Source organism: Rossellomorea sedimentorum (genome assembly GCF_046237645.1).
Lineage (GTDB): Bacteria > Bacillota > Bacilli > Bacillales > Bacillaceae_B > Rossellomorea > Rossellomorea sedimentorum.
In genome coordinates this window covers 3,009,958-3,026,284 of sequence record NZ_CP143546.1, presented here as the reverse complement: position 1 = coordinate 3,026,284, position 16,327 = coordinate 3,009,958, and the positions used below count along the sequence as shown (strand labels likewise).

General features: G+C 42.3%; 18 protein-coding genes. 14 read left to right on the top strand and 4 right to left on the bottom strand.

Features of this window, described 5'->3' with window-relative positions; translation table 11 throughout:
* Nucleotides 1-114: 114 nt before the first annotated feature.
* Nucleotides 115-255, bottom strand: coding sequence for a sporulation histidine kinase inhibitor Sda (locus V1502_RS15010; RefSeq protein ID WP_409251444.1), 141 nt, complete (start codon nt 253-255; stop codon nt 115-117).
* 496 nt (nt 256-751) lie between these two features.
* Between V1502_RS15010 and V1502_RS15005 the strand changes: the two genes are divergently transcribed.
* From V1502_RS15005 to V1502_RS14970, 8 genes are read left to right on the top strand one after another with little or no spacing between them, the layout of a single operon-like run.
* Nucleotides 752-1,273: a YqeG family HAD IIIA-type phosphatase gene (locus V1502_RS15005; RefSeq protein WP_409251443.1), complete on the top strand. Its 522-nt coding sequence runs from the start codon at nt 752-754 to the stop codon at nt 1,271-1,273.
* Nucleotides 1,255-2,370 (top strand): ribosome biogenesis GTPase YqeH, encoded by a 1,116-nt coding sequence (yqeH, locus tag V1502_RS15000; protein ID WP_409251442.1) that lies wholly within the window; start codon nt 1,255-1,257, stop codon nt 2,368-2,370. Before V1502_RS15005 ends, yqeH begins: the two co-directional genes overlap by 19 nt.
* 52 nt (nt 2,371-2,422) lie before the next feature.
* Nucleotides 2,423-3,256, top strand: coding sequence for a shikimate dehydrogenase (aroE, locus tag V1502_RS14995; RefSeq protein ID WP_409251441.1), 834 nt, complete (start codon nt 2,423-2,425; stop codon nt 3,254-3,256).
* Nucleotide 3,257: 1 nt separating this feature from the next.
* Nucleotides 3,258-3,551 carry a ribosome assembly RNA-binding protein YhbY gene (gene yhbY / locus V1502_RS14990; protein ID WP_409251440.1) on the top strand — a complete coding sequence of 98 codons (294 nt, stop codon included), beginning with the start codon at nt 3,258-3,260 and terminating at the stop codon, nt 3,549-3,551.
* Nucleotides 3,552-3,563: 12 nt separating this feature from the next.
* The gene (locus V1502_RS14985) at nt 3,564-4,139 is read left to right on the top strand and encodes a nicotinate-nucleotide adenylyltransferase (protein ID WP_409251439.1); all 576 of its coding nucleotides are present in this window, start codon (nt 3,564-3,566) and stop codon (nt 4,137-4,139) included.
* On the top strand, nt 4,126-4,692 hold the full coding sequence (gene yqeK, locus V1502_RS14980) for a bis(5'-nucleosyl)-tetraphosphatase (symmetrical) YqeK (protein ID WP_409251438.1): 567 nt from the start codon (nt 4,126-4,128) through the stop codon (nt 4,690-4,692). Before V1502_RS14985 ends, yqeK begins: the two co-directional genes overlap by 14 nt.
* 4 nt (nt 4,693-4,696) lie before the next feature.
* The gene (gene rsfS, locus V1502_RS14975) at nt 4,697-5,053 is read left to right on the top strand and encodes a ribosome silencing factor (RefSeq protein ID WP_409251437.1); all 357 of its coding nucleotides are present in this window, start codon (nt 4,697-4,699) and stop codon (nt 5,051-5,053) included.
* The gene (locus V1502_RS14970) at nt 5,050-5,796 is read left to right on the top strand and encodes a class I SAM-dependent DNA methyltransferase (RefSeq protein WP_409251436.1); all 747 of its coding nucleotides are present in this window, start codon (nt 5,050-5,052) and stop codon (nt 5,794-5,796) included. The genes rsfS and V1502_RS14970 overlap by 4 nt, the downstream gene beginning before the upstream one ends.
* A 411-nt stretch (nt 5,797-6,207) precedes the next feature.
* Here the strand turns inward: V1502_RS14970 and comER are convergent, their stop codons facing one another.
* Nucleotides 6,208-7,029, bottom strand: a complete 822-nt coding sequence (gene comER, locus V1502_RS14965; protein ID WP_409251435.1) for a late competence protein ComER — start codon at nt 7,027-7,029, stop codon at nt 6,208-6,210.
* Between the two features lie 217 nt (nt 7,030-7,246).
* Here comER and V1502_RS14960 point away from each other — a divergent pair, with 217 nt between their 5' ends.
* From V1502_RS14960 to V1502_RS14950, 3 genes are all read left to right on the top strand, one after another.
* Nucleotides 7,247-7,855 (top strand): helix-hairpin-helix domain-containing protein, encoded by a 609-nt coding sequence (locus V1502_RS14960; protein WP_409251434.1) that lies wholly within the window; start codon nt 7,247-7,249, stop codon nt 7,853-7,855.
* A gap of 83 nt (nt 7,856-7,938) precedes the next feature.
* A complete protein-coding gene (locus V1502_RS14955; protein ID WP_409251433.1) occupies nt 7,939-8,493 on the top strand; it encodes a ComE operon protein 2 in 555 nt (184 codons plus the stop codon).
* The gene (locus V1502_RS14950; protein WP_409251432.1) at nt 8,490-10,787 is read left to right on the top strand and encodes a DNA internalization-related competence protein ComEC/Rec2; all 2,298 of its coding nucleotides are present in this window, start codon (nt 8,490-8,492) and stop codon (nt 10,785-10,787) included. Before V1502_RS14955 ends, V1502_RS14950 begins: the two co-directional genes overlap by 4 nt.
* Nucleotides 10,788-11,022: 235 nt before the next feature.
* Here the strand turns inward: V1502_RS14950 and V1502_RS14945 are convergent, their stop codons facing one another.
* Nucleotides 11,023-11,157, bottom strand: coding sequence for a YqzM family protein (locus V1502_RS14945; protein WP_148946635.1), 135 nt, complete (start codon nt 11,155-11,157; stop codon nt 11,023-11,025).
* Nucleotides 11,158-11,450: 293 nt separating this feature from the next.
* Here V1502_RS14945 and holA point away from each other — a divergent pair, with 293 nt between their 5' ends.
* A complete protein-coding gene (gene holA / locus V1502_RS14940) occupies nt 11,451-12,488 on the top strand; it encodes a DNA polymerase III subunit delta (protein ID WP_409251431.1) in 1,038 nt (345 codons plus the stop codon).
* A gap of 591 nt (nt 12,489-13,079) precedes the next feature.
* Here the strand turns inward: holA and rpsT are convergent.
* Nucleotides 13,080-13,331: a 30S ribosomal protein S20 gene (gene rpsT / locus V1502_RS14935; RefSeq protein ID WP_409251430.1), complete on the bottom strand. Its 252-nt coding sequence runs from the start codon at nt 13,329-13,331 to the stop codon at nt 13,080-13,082.
* Nucleotides 13,332-13,621: 290 nt separating this feature from the next.
* Here rpsT and gpr point away from each other — a divergent pair, with 290 nt between their 5' ends.
* Nucleotides 13,622-14,752: a GPR endopeptidase gene (gene gpr / locus V1502_RS14930; RefSeq protein WP_409251429.1), complete on the top strand. Its 1,131-nt coding sequence runs from the start codon at nt 13,622-13,624 to the stop codon at nt 14,750-14,752.
* Nucleotides 14,753-15,115: 363 nt separating this feature from the next.
* Nucleotides 15,116-16,321: a stage II sporulation protein P gene (gene spoIIP, locus V1502_RS14925; RefSeq protein WP_409251428.1), complete on the top strand. Its 1,206-nt coding sequence runs from the start codon at nt 15,116-15,118 to the stop codon at nt 16,319-16,321.
* The last annotated feature ends 6 nt before the right edge of the window (nt 16,322-16,327 follow it).

Below are 16,327 nucleotides of genomic sequence, written 5' to 3'. Positions count from 1 at the left end.
ATATCAATAATATTGTGCCAAGGCTCTATAAAGGATTAAGCGAGATCAGTGAATGGGTCGTGTACCCAAATTAAAAAAGCAGGTGCTGTGCAGACCTGCTTTTCTGATGGGAAATTATGAAGAGATTCTAATGCGGTAAGACAATGAGCGGCGGTGAATTTCTGTCTCGATGAGGCGGATAAAGTCCGGGTTGAGTTTTAGGGCTCTTGCTTTGTAATAGGATTCAATTAACAGGTCGTCAGAAAGTTTACGCACAGTACTCACCTCCAAAAAGTGATCATTTTTTCTTTTTCTATCTCATATAGTAGTAAGTTTTGACTTTGTATCATTACTCTACCAAATTTAAACAAACAGAACAAGCGTTCCTTTATCCACAGGCTTGGGTGGATAACTTGTGGTTAACTTGTTTATAAAGGGAATATATTACAGTGTTTCTAAGGGGATAATGTGTATAAAGTTATCCACACTTTTGGAAGCCTTAATTTTGTCGAAAATTATTTATAAAAATTTTGGAATATTTTTAACCAGATGCTTATTACAAGGCTGATTTCGATTAGATTGTAGCTTTCGAAAAAAATCTTTACGAAAATGTAGGGGAATATTCTCTTAATTTTGTTTTCCTGATGCCTTGGAGCATATTTGATGATAGAATAATTCGTCGGCATTTATATCTAAATGGTTAATTTTGAATCTAAAGGGAAAATTGGTTATGATTATAGCGGTAGATTAGGAAAGTTAGAGGTGTTAAAACGTGTTAAAATCATTTTTGCCCAATGAGCAAGTTAAAGATGTTTTTCAAATAAAACCAGAAACTTTAAAGGAACAGGGGATCAAGGCGATTATCACTGACCTTGACAACACCTTGGTGGAATGGGACAGGGCTCAGGCGACTCCCAAGCTAATCAAGTGGTTCAAGTTAATGCAGGACCACGGAATTAAGGTGACTGTCGTTTCCAATAATAATGAAGACCGGGTGCGGAGCTTTGCCGAACCTTTGAATATTCCATTCATCCATCAGGCGAGGAAGCCGATGGGACGTGCCTTCAAAAAGGCGGTCAAAGAAATGGGAGTCAGTAAAGAAGAAACGGTGGTAGTAGGGGACCAGCTGCTGACGGATGTCCTGGGCGGTAATCGCAGCGGTTTCTACACAATTCTTGTCGTCCCTGTTGCCCAGACAGATGGATTTGTGACGAAATTCAACCGGAAAGTTGAAAGAAGAATCATGAACTTCTTCAAACGAAAAGGCATGATTCAATGGGAGGAAGAAAAGTGACCAAAATCGTATGTACCGGATGCGGAGTCGGCATTCAAACGGAAGACAAGGAAAGGTTAGGCTATGCTCCCCCGTCTTCATTGGATAAGGAAGAGATCGTCTGTCAAAGATGTTTCCGCCTGAAACACTATAATGAAGTGCAGGATGTTTCCCTGACAGATGAGGATTTCTTGAAAATATTAAACGAAATCGGCAAAGGTGAAGGCCTCATCGTAAAAGTGGTCGATATCTTTGACTTCAATGGCAGCTGGCTGCCAGGTCTCCATCGCTTTGTAGGAAACAATCCAGTCCTTTTGATCGGTAATAAAGTAGATTTGCTTCCAAAATCGGTCAAGCCGTCTAAATTGATCAACTGGATGAAATTCCAGGCGAAACAGCTGGGGCTAAAGCCTGTGGACGTTAAGCTGATGAGTGCGGAGAAAGGCCAATTCATTGAAGAAGCTGTAGAAGCGATTGAGCAGTACCGCAATGGAAGAAGCGTTTATGTTGTCGGATGTACCAATGTCGGGAAATCTACATTCATCAACCGTGTCATTCAACATGTCACTGGAGAAAAGGACATAATCACCACTTCTCATTTTCCAGGAACGACGCTTGATATGATTGAAATTCCTTTGGATGACGGAGAGGCGTTGATCGATACTCCAGGTATCATCAACCATCATCAGATGGCCCACTATGTGGATAAAAGGGACCTCAAGTATATTACACCTAAAAAGGAAATCAAGCCTAAAGTATTTCAGTTAAATGAAGGGCAGACATTGTTCTTCGGCGGTTTATCCCGATTTGATTATTTGAGTGGCGGAAGACGTTCATTTGTCTGCTACCTTTCTAATGAATTGAACATTCATCGTACAAAAGTGGAGAAAGCGGATGAACTATATGAAAATCATGTCGGCGAAATGCTTCAGCCTCCGCGGAAAGATGACCTGGGTGAATTCCCTGAACTCGTAAGACATGAGTTTAGAATTAAAGAAGGCAAAACGGATATTGTCTTCTCCGGGCTTGGATGGGTCACTATTAATGATCCCGGGGCCACAATCGCTGCGCATGTTCCTAAAGGTGTAAGTGTATTCCTCAGAAAATCATTGATCTGAGTATTAGATAATCAAACTTCTGAAAGATAATGCTTTAGTGGGAGGTTTCCCAATGAAAACACTATATGGAGTAATCGGAGATCCTATCGGCCATTCCATGTCTCCCCTTATGCACAATGATGCTTTTCAGGAAAATGGCATTGACAGTCATTACCAGCCATTCCAGGTTAAAAGCGAAGATCTGGAAAAGGCAGTGGAAGCATTGAAGGTGCTGGGGGTGAAAGGATTTAATGTCACCATTCCGCATAAACGTGCCATAATGCCGCTTCTTGATGAAGTGGATCCCCTTGCCGAGGCAATCGGTGCTGTGAACACAGTTGTCAGAAAAGAAGACCGGTTCATTGGCTGCAATACCGATGGAATGGGGTTCATTAGAGCATTGGAGGAAAGCTGCCCTTTTCCATTGGAGAATAAAGCTGTATTAATCATCGGCGCCGGCGGAGCAGCAAGAGCCATTTTCTATTCCATGGCCTCTTCAGGCATTGGATCGATCGACATATGTAATCGAACAATTGAAAAAGGGGAAGATATCATAAAAGATTGTCCGTTTCCATGTACATCCGCCTCATTATCATTGAAGCAGGCAGAACAAGCAATGGAAAACTATGATATCATTGTTCAAACCACATCAGTAGGCATGTATCCTGATATAAATGCTATGCCGCTCAATGTGACCCGTATCAAAGAAGGTGCATTTATTTCTGACATCATCTATAATCCTCTGGAAACGAATATCATCAAGACTTTTCGCAGGCTTGGCGGTGAAGGGGATAACGGGATAGGCATGTTCGTCCATCAAGGGGCGCTTGCGTTCGAATTATGGACAGGAATCACACCAGATTCTGATCGAATGAAAAGAATAGTTCAACAACAACTTGGAGGTTAATATGTTAACAGGAAAACAAAAAAGACATTTACGTTCAGAGGCTCACCATCTAAATCCAATTTTTCAAGTTGGTAAAGGCGGAGTCAATGAGAATATGATTAAACAAATCAGCGAAGCGCTGGAAGCCAGAGAGTTAATCAAAGTAAGCATTCTGCAAAACTGTGAAGAGGATAAAGGGACGGTTGCAGAGGAGCTGGCTTCAGGAGCAGGTGCAGATATCGTCCAGGTCATCGGTCACACGATTATTTTATATAAGGAATCCAAGGAAAATAAAAAAATTGAACTTCCTAAATAAAGGAGGTCCATTATGGGAAAGCGTGTTGGTATATTAGGAGGGACATTCAACCCTCCTCATTTGGGGCATCTGATTATTGCCAATGAAGTGCTGTTCAAATTAGGTCTGGATGAAGTCAGATTTATGCCGGCAGGGATCCCGCCTCATAAGAAAATAAGTGGCGACACCACCACCGGGCAGCGGAAAGAGATGGTGCGGCGCTCAATTGAAGGCCATCCCGGGTTTGTCTTGGAACCCATTGAGCTGGAGATGGAAGGTCCTTCCTATACCTACGAAACAGTAAAGCTTCTGTTAGAAAGAGAGCCGGATGCAGATTTTCACTTTATCATAGGCGGGGATATGATTCAATTTTTGCCAAAATGGCATAAAATCGAAGAACTTTCCAACCTGGTTCAATTCGTAGGTGTCAAACGGCCGGGATATGAGACAGGTTCCTCTTATAATGTAAAGATGGTCGAGGTCCCCCAAGTCGATATTTCTTCCACGATGATCAGAAACCGGGTGGCTTCAGGGGAAACCGTTACCTACCTCATTCCTGAGATGGTTTCAGATTATATAAGAGAGGAGAAACTGTATGGAAAGGGATAAGGCGCTCAGTCTTGTAAAGGAACAGCTGACAGAGCATCGATACGAACACACCTTAGGGGTGATGGAAACGGCGATTGAACTGGCAGAACGATATGGTGTAAATAGGGATAAAGCTGAATTGGCTGCAATCTTCCATGATTATGCCAAATTCCGTCCCAAAGACGAAATGAAGGAGATCATTGAAGCAGAGGGACTGGATGAAAGGCTCTTATCCTTTAACGCTGAATTGTGGCACGCCCCGGTTGGAGCATGGCTCGTTCAGAAAGAAGCAGGAATAGACGATGAAGAAATTCTGGATGCCATACGCTTTCATACCTCTGGCAGACCTGGAATGACACCTCTTGAAAAGGTGATTTACCTGGCAGATTACATTGAACCGGGCAGGCGCTTTCCCGGTGTGGATGAAGTAAGGGAATTAGCGAAACATAATCTTGAAGAGGCATTGATTGTTTCGATTCGAAACTCGATCACATTTCTCATGAAGAAGAATCAGGCTGTGTTTCCTGAGACATTCTATACATTCAATGATTTAGTTCTTAACAATAGGAGTTGATATGATGAACAGTAAAGACTTGCTTTCAATAGCATATAAAGCAGCGGATGATAAAAGAGCAGAGGATATTGTTGCACTTGATATGAAAGGAATTTCTCTGATCGCCGATTATTTTGTCATCTGCCATGGTAATTCGGACAAACAGGTACAGGCAATTGCCCGAGAACTTAAAGAAAAAGCAGAAGAAAATGGTCAAGATGTAAAGCGGATGGAAGGATTTGACGAAGCGCGCTGGGTGCTTGTTGATATGGGAGATGTGGTTGCGCATGTATTCCACCGCGAAGAAAGAGGCTATTATAAACTGGAAAGGCTTTGGGGAGATGCCCCGCTTGTTGACGTCAGCAGCGAGATTCAGCAATGAGCTACCAGCAGTTTGCCTATATTTATGATTATTTGATGAAGGATGTCCCCTATGATTCCTGGGTGGATATCGTCCGGGCTCATGCTGAACGATATTCAGTAGAAGGCAGGGAGCTTCTTGATATAGGATGCGGGACTGGTGAACTGTCATTAAGGCTGTTGAAAGAAGGCTATGCCGTAACAGGAATAGATTTGTCTGAAGATATGCTCTTTATAGCGAGGGAAAAAGCGCAAAGAGAAGGGCTGGACCTGCCGTTGTTTCAGCAGGACATGAGTGAACTTGAAGGATTGGGCTTGTTCGATATCGTTACTATCTTTTGTGATTCATTAAACTATTTGGATAGCGAAGAGAAGGTCATCAATACCTTTAAAAAAGTAAGGGATCACCTTAATGATCAAGGAATCTTTTTGTTTGACGTACACTCCATATTTAAGGTCTCACAAATCTTCCTGAATGAGACGTTTACTTATAATGATGACGAAGTCGCATATATCTGGGATTGCTTTCCTGGTGATGCACCGAACAGTGTGGAACATGAGTTGACCTTCTTTGTCAGGGATGACCAAACAGGACAATATGAACGGATCGATGAACTTCATCATCAGCGCACGTTCCCTGTTCTTACCTTGGAAAAATGGTTGAACGAGGCTGGATTTGAAGTATTATCCGTGACGGCGGATTTTACCGAAGGACGACCTGTGGACCAAAGTGAAAGAATCTTTTTTTCTTGTAAAAAAAAATAAATGTAAGTTCATAAAAGCCGCTACTTTTAAGCGGCTTATTTTTTATCTATTTGATTTTTCTTCCATAAAGTCTAAGAAATTAACGATCTTCCTCATATCTTTGGCCGCATGTTCTTTGGTATAGACAGCGTCGTCCCCAAAATATACAAGCACCCGCATGCACATTGCTTTTAACTCAACAATTTCCCATTTAGCAAATAAGTCTACTTCTTCTTCCTCCCTTTTTTCGTCATATCGTTAACGGCAAACTAAAAAAGCTTGAGCTTTTTTACTCAAGCTTTTCTGTGCAGTTTATATTATACAAATTGCTGAATTATCTATACTTAAAACGGACTTTTAGATATTTCTACAATTTTATATTTGTCTCATAAAAAAAGGAAATAACGACTTTGCGTAGAATATAGTAGACAGTTACAAACCAAACTGCTTTCTTGTTTCCTCAAGGTCTTCATCAAACTTTTTATGAGTGGCCCTGAACAGCTCATGAAAAAGTTCGCCTAAGTTTGCTTCCATTGAAGAGATTCCTTCTCCTGTAATTCCGCCTTTTACACAAACTTTTTCCTGAAGTGCAGGCAACGTATAGACTTCTTTTTTCAGCAGTTCACCCAAACCGATCAACATTTCCGAGGCCAGGACGGTCGCGGTGCTTTCATCAATCTCCGTCTCGCTAACAGCTCCCTGGATGAACTTTCTCGTTAAATAAGTAAAAAAAGCAGGCCCGCAGCTCACGATATCCGAGGATACCCTGGTGATGTTTTCATTGATGATCACTGGTGTGGATATGGTGCTTAAAAGTTTCCAAACAGCATCCTGCCATTCTTTCGTACACCTGGAACCATACGAAAACAAAGATACTCCGCTCAACGCCCGATTGGTTATGCTTGGTATGACTCTCATACAGGAACAATCTGCCAGAGATTCAATCTGTTCGACACTGATAGGGCTCGTAATGGACACTATGCACTTCTCCCGGGTGATCGAGCTCTGGCAGCTTTTCAGAAGTTCATATATATCCAAAGGCTTTACACAAATGAAAATCACATCAGAATTCTCGATGAGATTAGCCGGTTCATTATATATCGTAATATCATGGAATTTTCTCTTGAATTTTTCGGCTTTCGCTCTTGTGCGATTCACCACATTGAGGTCAGAAGGAGAAATTGCTCCCGACTCAAGGAATGCTTCCAGTAAGATGCCGCCCATATTACCTGTTCCCACTATTCCTACCTTCATATACTGCCCTCCTTCATACACATCTTTTTATCAAAGGATACTCCTCTGCCAACTTATGCTTAGAGTCAGGCTCTTTCCAACTTTCTTCACCTTTTTCCTGCATTTTAAGACTATTCACAGTACAGGAGGTTGTTTAGCCTTATCCTTATTAATGAACTTTCTCTTATCATTCCTATGATTTGTTAAAGGTGAATATACCAATAAAAGGAGGTAATCCGTGTTACAGACAGTTCTGGAAAAATATAAACTTCTTCTTATATTCCTTATTATACTGCTTGTATCGGCAGGTGCTTTTTTTTACCAATCGAGCCCCCCTGTGGAGAAAGAATTCATTGAAGAATCCTTTCCTGTGGCAGTTCCTGAGATGGAAGAAGTGGCTGTAGAAAGTTTACCAAAAGACATTTTTGTAGATGTAAAAGGAGCAGTGAAAAAACCTGGTATTTATAAGGCTCTTCATGGAGAGAGGGTGAATGACCTCATTATCAGGGCAGGCGGGTTTATTGAAGAAGCGAATGAGGAGGGTGTAAACCTCGCTCAAAAGGTTCTGGATGAAATGGTCATATATGTGCCGGTAGAAGGTGAAGAGGCCACAGTACCTTCAGCAGGAGCCTCAACTGAACAAGGGGGAAGTGAGGTCCTTAACATTAACCATGCAGCCGAGCAGGACTTTGATGGCCTGCCGGGGATTGGACCGGCAAAAGCAAAGGCTATTATTCAGTACAGAGCGGAAAACGGGCCGTTTAAGACGATTGAAGACTTGAAAAATGTCACAGGGATAGGTGAGGCGACCTTTGAGAGGCTCAAAGAAAATATTACGGTGAATTGATGGTTGAATCCTTTTGCCGATATGACGGTTTTCCGATAAACTTATTTACAGAAGAAGTTGTACAAAATGGAAGGAGTTTTATTATGTCCCGAATTTCATGGAATCACTACTTTATGGCTCAGTCCCACCTGCTAGCTTTAAGAAGCACTTGTACACGTTTGACAGTAGGGGCTACTATTGTGCGCGATAAACGAATCATAGCAGGGGGATATAACGGATCGATTGCAGGAGGGGTTCACTGTATTGATGAAGGCTGTTATGTAATTGATAACCATTGTGTTCGCACCATTCATGCGGAAATGAATGCAATCCTACAATGTGCCAAATTTGGAGTGCCGACAGACGGTGCCGAAATATATGTGACCCATTTTCCGTGCCTGCAATGCTGCAAGGCGCTCATACAGGCAGGTATCAAAAAGGTGTTTTATGCTGAAAACTATAAAAACCACCCATATGCCATTGAATTGTTTGAGCAGGCGGGAGTACATACAGAACAGGTCCCTTTTGAGAAAGATGGATCTACAGAACGGGAGCAAAAATTGAGCCGGGACATGCTGAAAAGGCTGGAAGAAATGGGATTAGCCGGAGAAGAGCTGGATGATCTTAAAAAACAATACGAAATGATTTTTAATAGTTGAAACGAGGCGAACTCATCTATCTAGCCCTGGCTGTCCTGGCTGGCACGTCATTTGCACTTCACATTCAATGGGGTGCATTTTTTCTGGCTGTTTTTATTTTTATCCTGTCGGTCCGCAAACTATCCGCAGCAATCCTGTTTATTGGTACCCTCCTGGTGCCCTCCGCTTTTTTCCTCACTTCTTCTCATATGGATAACGCTGCGAGTATTCTCTCTCCCTACCAGACGAATTTTTCTGTTGAGTTTAAGGAAAGACCTGAGATAGATGGTGACCGCTTTATGGGGAAAGCAGAAACATCCGGTGGTGAAGCCGTCATCCTCCGCTATACAATTTCTAATGAACTGGAAAAAGAAAAATTAATGCGCAGGCAATATACCGGCTTGTCATGTTCTGTTTCAGGAGAGTTGATACAACCTGGAAAAGCCAGAAATTTAAATGGTTTCGATTACAAAGAGTTTCTTCGCGGTCAAAACATTTACTGGCTCTTACATGTGAACAGCCTGGCGGACGAGCATTGCTTCTACAATCGAAAATCAATACCCGATAGGCTTGAGGCGTGGCGGGAGCAAGGAATACACTCCATTCAGAAACACTTTCCTGAACAGGCAGCGGGAATCTCAGCGGCCTTGGTATTCGGACATAGAAACCTCATTGAAGAGGACGAAATTGAAGCATACCAAAGGCTGGGGGTTATTCATCTTCTTGCTATTTCCGGCCTGCATGTGGGGATGCTGTTTGCGGTACTGTATAATGTTATGTTGAGGGCTGGACTCGCTAGGGAGCATGCCCTGGTGTTGCTGCTGGTTATTCTGCCTCTGTATGTTTTATTGACGGGAGCGGCCCCGCCGGTCATCAGAGCCGCGGGAATCATGGGTGCAGTTACATTGTCAGGGTTTCTTCGCGTGAAATTATCGGCCATTGATGCCGTATCGCTTGTCTTTATGTTGTATTTATTGATTGACCCTCATGCTTTAAGAAAAGTCGGTTTTCAATTGTCATTCCTGGTCAGTTTTTCCCTCGTTTTATCCTCTCGTTACTTACTGAGTTCAAGTGGACCTAAATGGAAACTTATCTTTCTGGTGACCGCGGTCTGTCAGATAAGTTCAATACCAGTTCTTCTCTGGCATTTCTACGAGTTTTCGTTAATAGGATTTGTGGTCAACGCATTCTATGTCCCTTATTTCACCATGGTGCTTCTCCCTCTCGCTCTTATCTCCTTCTTAGCTATGCTGTTTTACCCTCCGGCAGCCGGTTTATTTTTCCCTTTCTTGAAGTATGCCGTTATTGTTGTGGATCATGGTTCGGGCTGGTTGAACAGCCTTCCATATATTACATATACAGCAGGAAAACCTTCGCTGCTGCTGGCAGTCCTGTATTGTGTGACGATTGGATTCTGTTTTATGAAAGCGGAGCGGTCCAGGTGGCTGACAGCGGTGGCTCCGATAGTTCTGCTTTTATGTCTGCACAAAATCTCAGGCTTCATAAACCCTTATGGCGAGTTAATCGTTGTGGATGTCGGCCAAGGGGACTGCATTATACTCGATCTTCCGTTCAATGAAGGAGTATATATGATTGATACAGGAGGGGTGATAAGTTTTACTGAGGAGAACTGGCAAAAGAGAAGAAAAGAATTTTCAATCAGCAGCGATATTCTGTTGCCATTATTAAAAAGTAAAGGGATTGAGAAAATTGATAAGCTGATATTAACTCACAGTGACCTTGATCATACCGGTGCTTCCCTGGAATTGATCGAAGAAATTGGGATCGATGAAATCCTTATAACGCCAGGCTCATTGAAAAAAGACACCATTCAGGCACTTTCTGAAAAAGCCAAGAAAATGGAGGTGAATATGAGAGAGGCGGGTGCCGGGGAAAAGTGGAGTACGAAAAGTGGGAATTTCATGTTTCTTTATCCTTTTGACAAGGAGTATGAAGGTAACAATGATTCACTGGTCTTATACGGCCATTTCGGGGGTAAGCGATGGATATTCACGGGTGACCTGGAGGAAGAGGGGGAGCTCGAGTTGATTAAAAAATGGAAGGTGAAAGCTGATGTTCTCAAGGTCGGTCACCATGGAAGCGATACGTCAACGGGCGAATTATTCTTGACGGAGTTAAACCCTGAAACCGCCTTGATATCTGCGGGAAAGGAAAACCGCTACGGCCACCCCGACCCGGAAGTAGTGAACAGACTAAAGGAAAACGGCATAGAGATCTACAATACGGCTGAAACGGGAAGCATACATTATAAATTTTTGGGCAGCAGAGGAACGTTTAGAACCACATTCCCATAAGATATATTACAACTAACAGAGAAACAATAGCGCAAGTGGCCTGGTTAGCCCCGACAGGCAAATGTTCTGGAGAGGCGATCTCCCCCTTTAGGTTAGTGGACCCGAGTGGCTGGGTTGCGTTCCAGTGGGGATGGCACCTTGGGCGCTGAAGCTAGACGTGGATAACACGGTGAAATTTATTATTTTCTCAACAATAAAAAAGAGTCCGCGTTATGCGAACTCATGGGCTTGCTCATTAAGATCCTATGTACTTAATGACTACAGCCATTACGAACAAAGTGGCAAAGAAACCGAAAGATACGATAAATCCAACGCCAGAATCTACTGCATCATTTCTTTTTGATTGGACATTTTTTTCGAATTCGTTCATTAGTACCCCTCCTATTTCTATCTTAGTATAGATGATTCCCGTTAAAAAATCTATACTTGCACTTTACATTTTCCTATACTGACAAGAGTTGTCACATATATGTTCACATTCCTCTGGTGACAATAATATCAACAAGGGAGATACCGCCGGTCAAAAAGGGTCCTAGGTCTTTTTCATCGGCGTTAAATATAGATTTAGGGGGTGTCCTCCATCCTTGGGCGTCCCCTTTCCACTTGTCAAAACCGCCAAGCTTTTTTACGATAGAAGTATCTGAAAAAATGGAGAGTGCGATTTTGGTTATTGATATTTGGAAGAAAATCGAAAACAAACAATTTGCAGGTATTTATTTATTATATGGTAAGGAATCCTTTTTAATAAATGAAACAAAGCAGAAAATTGTCGGACAAGCCATAACGGAGGAGGAAATGGATTTCAATTTTTCCACATACGATTTGGAAGAAACTCCTGTTGAAACGGCCATCGAGGATGCTGAAACCTTTCCATTCATGGGAGAAAGGCGTGTTGTCGTTCTACATAATCCCGTATTTTTAACGGCAGAAAAAACAAAGGAAAAAGTTGAACACAATATCAAGAAATTTGAACAGTACCTGTCTTCCCCTTCTCCTTATACGATTCTTGTGATATCTGCTCCATATGAAAAGCTGGATGAGCGAAAGAAAATCACGAAAACCTTAAAAAAGCAGGCAGAAGTTCTTGAGGCGAAAAAGTTGAATGAAAAGGAACTGAGAACCTGGGTAAGGGAAAGAGCAGCAGCCAATATGGTCCAAATTGATGAAGGGGCAATCGATTTGCTGCTGGCTCTTGCAGGAACCAATTTAATGATGCTGACCAAAGAAATTGATAAATTGTCTTTGTACGTTAGTGAAACAAGCAGAATTGATGAATCGGTGGTAGAATCCCTGACGGCACGATCACTTGAACAGAACATCTTTGCACTGGTGGAAAAGGTTGTCCAGCGCAAAACAGAAGATGCATTAAGGATTTATTATGACCTTTTAAAGCAAAATGAAGAACCGATTAAAATTCTCGCTGTTCTATCAGGACAGTTCAGACTGATCTACCAAGTGAAGGAACTAGCGAGAAGAGGGTATGGCCAGCAGAAGATTGCCGGAACGCTGCGGGTCCATCCATTCCGGGTGAAGCTGGCAGCAGGACAAGCCAAGCATTTTACGGATGAGCAGCTTGCCACCATCATTGAATTGCTCTCAGAAGGAGACTATGAGATGAAAACCGGCAGGCAGAAGAAGGAAATGATCATTGAGCTATTTCTGTTTAAACTTCATGAGCAGTCGTTGAGTAATGCGAGATAGAATAGTTTTTGAAGGAATCGGAGGGGCCAAAGAGTGTGAATGGGGTTGTCGATTAGGATTCTGAGAAAATCGATGGTGCCAAAGGGTGTGAATGGGGTTGTCGATTAGGATTCTGAGAAAATCGATGGTGCCAAAGAGTGTGAATGGGGTTGTCGAATTAGGATTCTGAGAAAATCGATGGTGCCAAAGAGTGTGAATGGGGTTGTCGAATTAGGATTCTGAGAAAATCTATGGTGCCAAAGGGAGTGAATGGGGTTGTCGATTTGGATTCTGAGAAAATCGATGGTGCCAAAGAGTGTGAATGGGGTTGTCGATTAGGATTTTGAGAAAATCGATGGTGCCAAAGAGTGTGAATGGGGTTGTCGATTAGGATTTTGAAAAAATCGATGGTGCCAAAGAGTGTGAATGGGGTTGTCGATTAGGGTTTTGAGAAAATTGGAGGTGCTAAAGAGCGAAGAACTCGGCGGTGTCAAAGCGAGAGCCTCAGGTTATCTTTATTATGCGCCTTCTGCCCACGATGGCCCCAGTACAGTGTAAATCCTAAATAAAAAACGATCTCTCAGATGAGAGATCGTTTTTTAAAAGAAACAATTAGTTAACTTTTTTCATTAAGCGTGATTTTGAACGATCAGCAGCGTTTCGGTGGATAAGACCTTTTTGAGCTGCTTTATCTAAATGCTTAACTGCTTCAGAAACTAATGCTTTAGCGTTGTCATCGTTGTTTTGTGTAGCAGCTTCAGCTTTCTTCACTGCAGTACGCATAGCTGATTTTACAGTTGCATTTTGTGCATTTCTTGCTTCGCTCGTTTTTACGCGTTTGATAGCAGATTTGATATTTGGCATTCCTGTCACCTCCTACAAAGCGATCGAGAATTATATTTAACTCGATTTTTACAATTCCTAAAATTAATCAGAACAAATGATATTTTATCAAATCAGGTACTATATTGCAATACTCTTGGATTGAAAAAGCACTTTTCAAAAATGTATTTCTAAACTTTTATAAACGTGTTGGTTAATTTAGTTGCTTTTGGTTTTCATAGCACGCTGCTTTTAAACTGTAATCGAATGAATGAAAGTCTCCTTAAAGGCAAAGATAAGGTTACTAAAGATAATCTAAGGGGGCTGTCAAAGTGGAAGAAAATAAAACAGTCGATCTAAGCAAATATTCTATCAGGACCGATCTTGCCGTGGAAGCAAGGGAGATGGTACTCGCCGAAAAAAGTAAAGATACCGAAAAAGCCGAACAGGTATCAGAGTTAAAGGGAGTCATCGTTAATGAAAAAGAAGTTGATGGCATCAGTATTTCACATGTGAAAATAACGGAAGAAGGCGAAGAGCTGCTAGGAAAGAAAGCCGGAAATTATTTAACGATTGAAGCCCACGGTATCAGGCAAAGCCAGGCAGATCTTCAGCAGAAAGTAGAAGAGGTATTTGCGCAGGAATTCAGTGCTTTCTTGGCTCAGAAAGGAATCAGCCCCAACGCCAGCTGCCTTATAGTGGGATTGGGGAACTGGAATGTTACACCGGATGCACTCGGACCGTTGGTGTGCGAGAATTTGATTGTCACCCGCCATTTGTTTGAGCTGCAACCTGAATCAGTTGAAGAAGGCTACCGTCCAGTTTCAGCTCTTGCTCCAGGTGTTATGGGGATTACAGGGATTGAAACAAGCGACATCATATTCGGTGTGGTGGAAAAATCAAAACCGGATTTTATCATTGCCGTTGATGCGCTGGCTTCCCGCTCTATTGAAAGAGTCAATTCTACCATTCAGATTTCGGATACAGGCATCCATCCGGGTTCGGGAGTAGGCAATAAACGAAAAGGCCTAGATGAAGAAACACTGGGTGTGCCAGTCATTGCAATTGGGATTCCTACTGTGGTAGATGCTGTTACTATTGCAAGCGACACGGTTGACTTCCTTCTGAAACATTTCGGTAAAGAGATTAGAGAAGGAGATAAACCTTCCCGCTCACTTGCGCCTGCAGGGATGACATTTGGTGAAAGAAGAAAACTGACGGAGGAAGACCTGCCTGAAGAACATCACAGGAAGACATTCCTTGGAATTGTCGGCACCCTTGATGACCAGGAAAAAAGGAAACTCATTCACGAAGTACTCGCACCAATCGGTCACAATTTAATGGTCACACCTAAAGAAGTCGATGTTTTCATAGAAGATATGGCAAATCTCATCTCAAGCGGGTTGAATGCCGCTCTTCACAGTGCGATTGATCAAGGAGATGCAGGCTTTAAAACCCATTAAGCTTAAAAGTGCAAGCCCAAGCGGCTTGTGCTTTTTTGATGGAGTAAAAAACGTACTTAGTTTGAATGGGCATTTTGATGAGCTAAGGAGAAGTTGGACAAAAAGGTAGTGAAGGCAAAAGACGGACAGTTCTCGAAAGGAATGATCCAATTTTTTTACGGGTTACCATAACCAATTGATTAATCTCCAATAAACTTCAATGGACTGATAGACCCGCCATCTACCGGCAGGTCTATCAACCCAACCTCTATCCTTTATCAGAAATAGGTGCCTCCTGCATACACTCATCTCTCCTATTTTCCTGTTCTACTTTTTCTATCTCTATCATATTTTGTACTAGAGTTGAGAAGAAAGGGTGGAAAAATGAAGTCGTACAAGTCATCCAATTATGTTATAGCCGTGAATCTATCGACCATTGTCAAAGGCGTCCTGGCGTTTATATTCGGCCTCCTTTCGATTTTCTCTTTGTCTGGCATACTTACATCCCTAAAGCCTGAATACCGGATTACATCCAGCTCGGTGAATCATGCGACAGAACAAATCTCGGGAGCGTTGCTATATAATCTTTTTTCAATGGAAAATAGGGCATTTAAGGGGGCAGACCCTATAAACGAAGAGCTTCCGTCGGTTTCCAATCTGCTCTTAAGGATGGCGACTAATGTAAGCTTTGAAGATCCCCGCAGTTTTTTAGGAAGAGAACTCCCTGGTTTCTCCATTTTTGACGGTGAAATCCTCGTGGCAGGAGAAGGAACGGATTTTACGAACATGCCTTATGAGTCGGTGCCGCCGGCAGAGGCATTGAACCCTGAAAACGAAGCGCAACTTCAAAATACAGATAAAATCGAGAACCCACCAGCTGGAGGCACTCCAAATACGAACGGGCTCACCACCGGAGATAAAAAAACCGTCTATCTCTACTTCACTCATACGCGGGAATCCTATCTTCCTTATTTAAAAGATGTAAATAATCCCGATCTTGCCCATCATTCACAAATAAATGTCACAAAAGTTGGAGATAAATTAAAAGAAGAGCTGGAAAACCGGGGTATAGGTACGATGATTGATAAAACGGATATCATCGCTAATCTGGACAAAAAGGGCTTGAACTACTGGTATGCTTATCAGGAATCCCGTCCGGTCGCTCAATCCGCAATGGCTGAAAATAAAGATTTAATTTATCTCATTGATATTCACAGGGACGCTTTGAGAAAAGAGGACACAACTGTGTCAATTAATGGTCAGCCATATGCAAAACTCGCATTTGTCGTGGGGGCAAAACATGCTAATTATGAAAAGAATTTGAAAATCGCAACAGAACTTCATAAACAGCTTGAGAAAAAATTCAAAGGTATATCAAGAGGGGTTTTTGTCAAAAAAGGAAGCGGAACAAATGGAAAGTTCAATCAGGATCTGACAGCGAATTCCCTCCTGGTTGAATTCGGAGGAGTGGACAATACCTTTGAGGAATTAAACCGCTCGTCAGCAGCATTAGCGGATGTGTTTGTCGAGTATTACTGGCAGGCCGATAAAGTCGGCCATGTTATCTCCACCCCTGCATCAAGCCAATAATAGAAA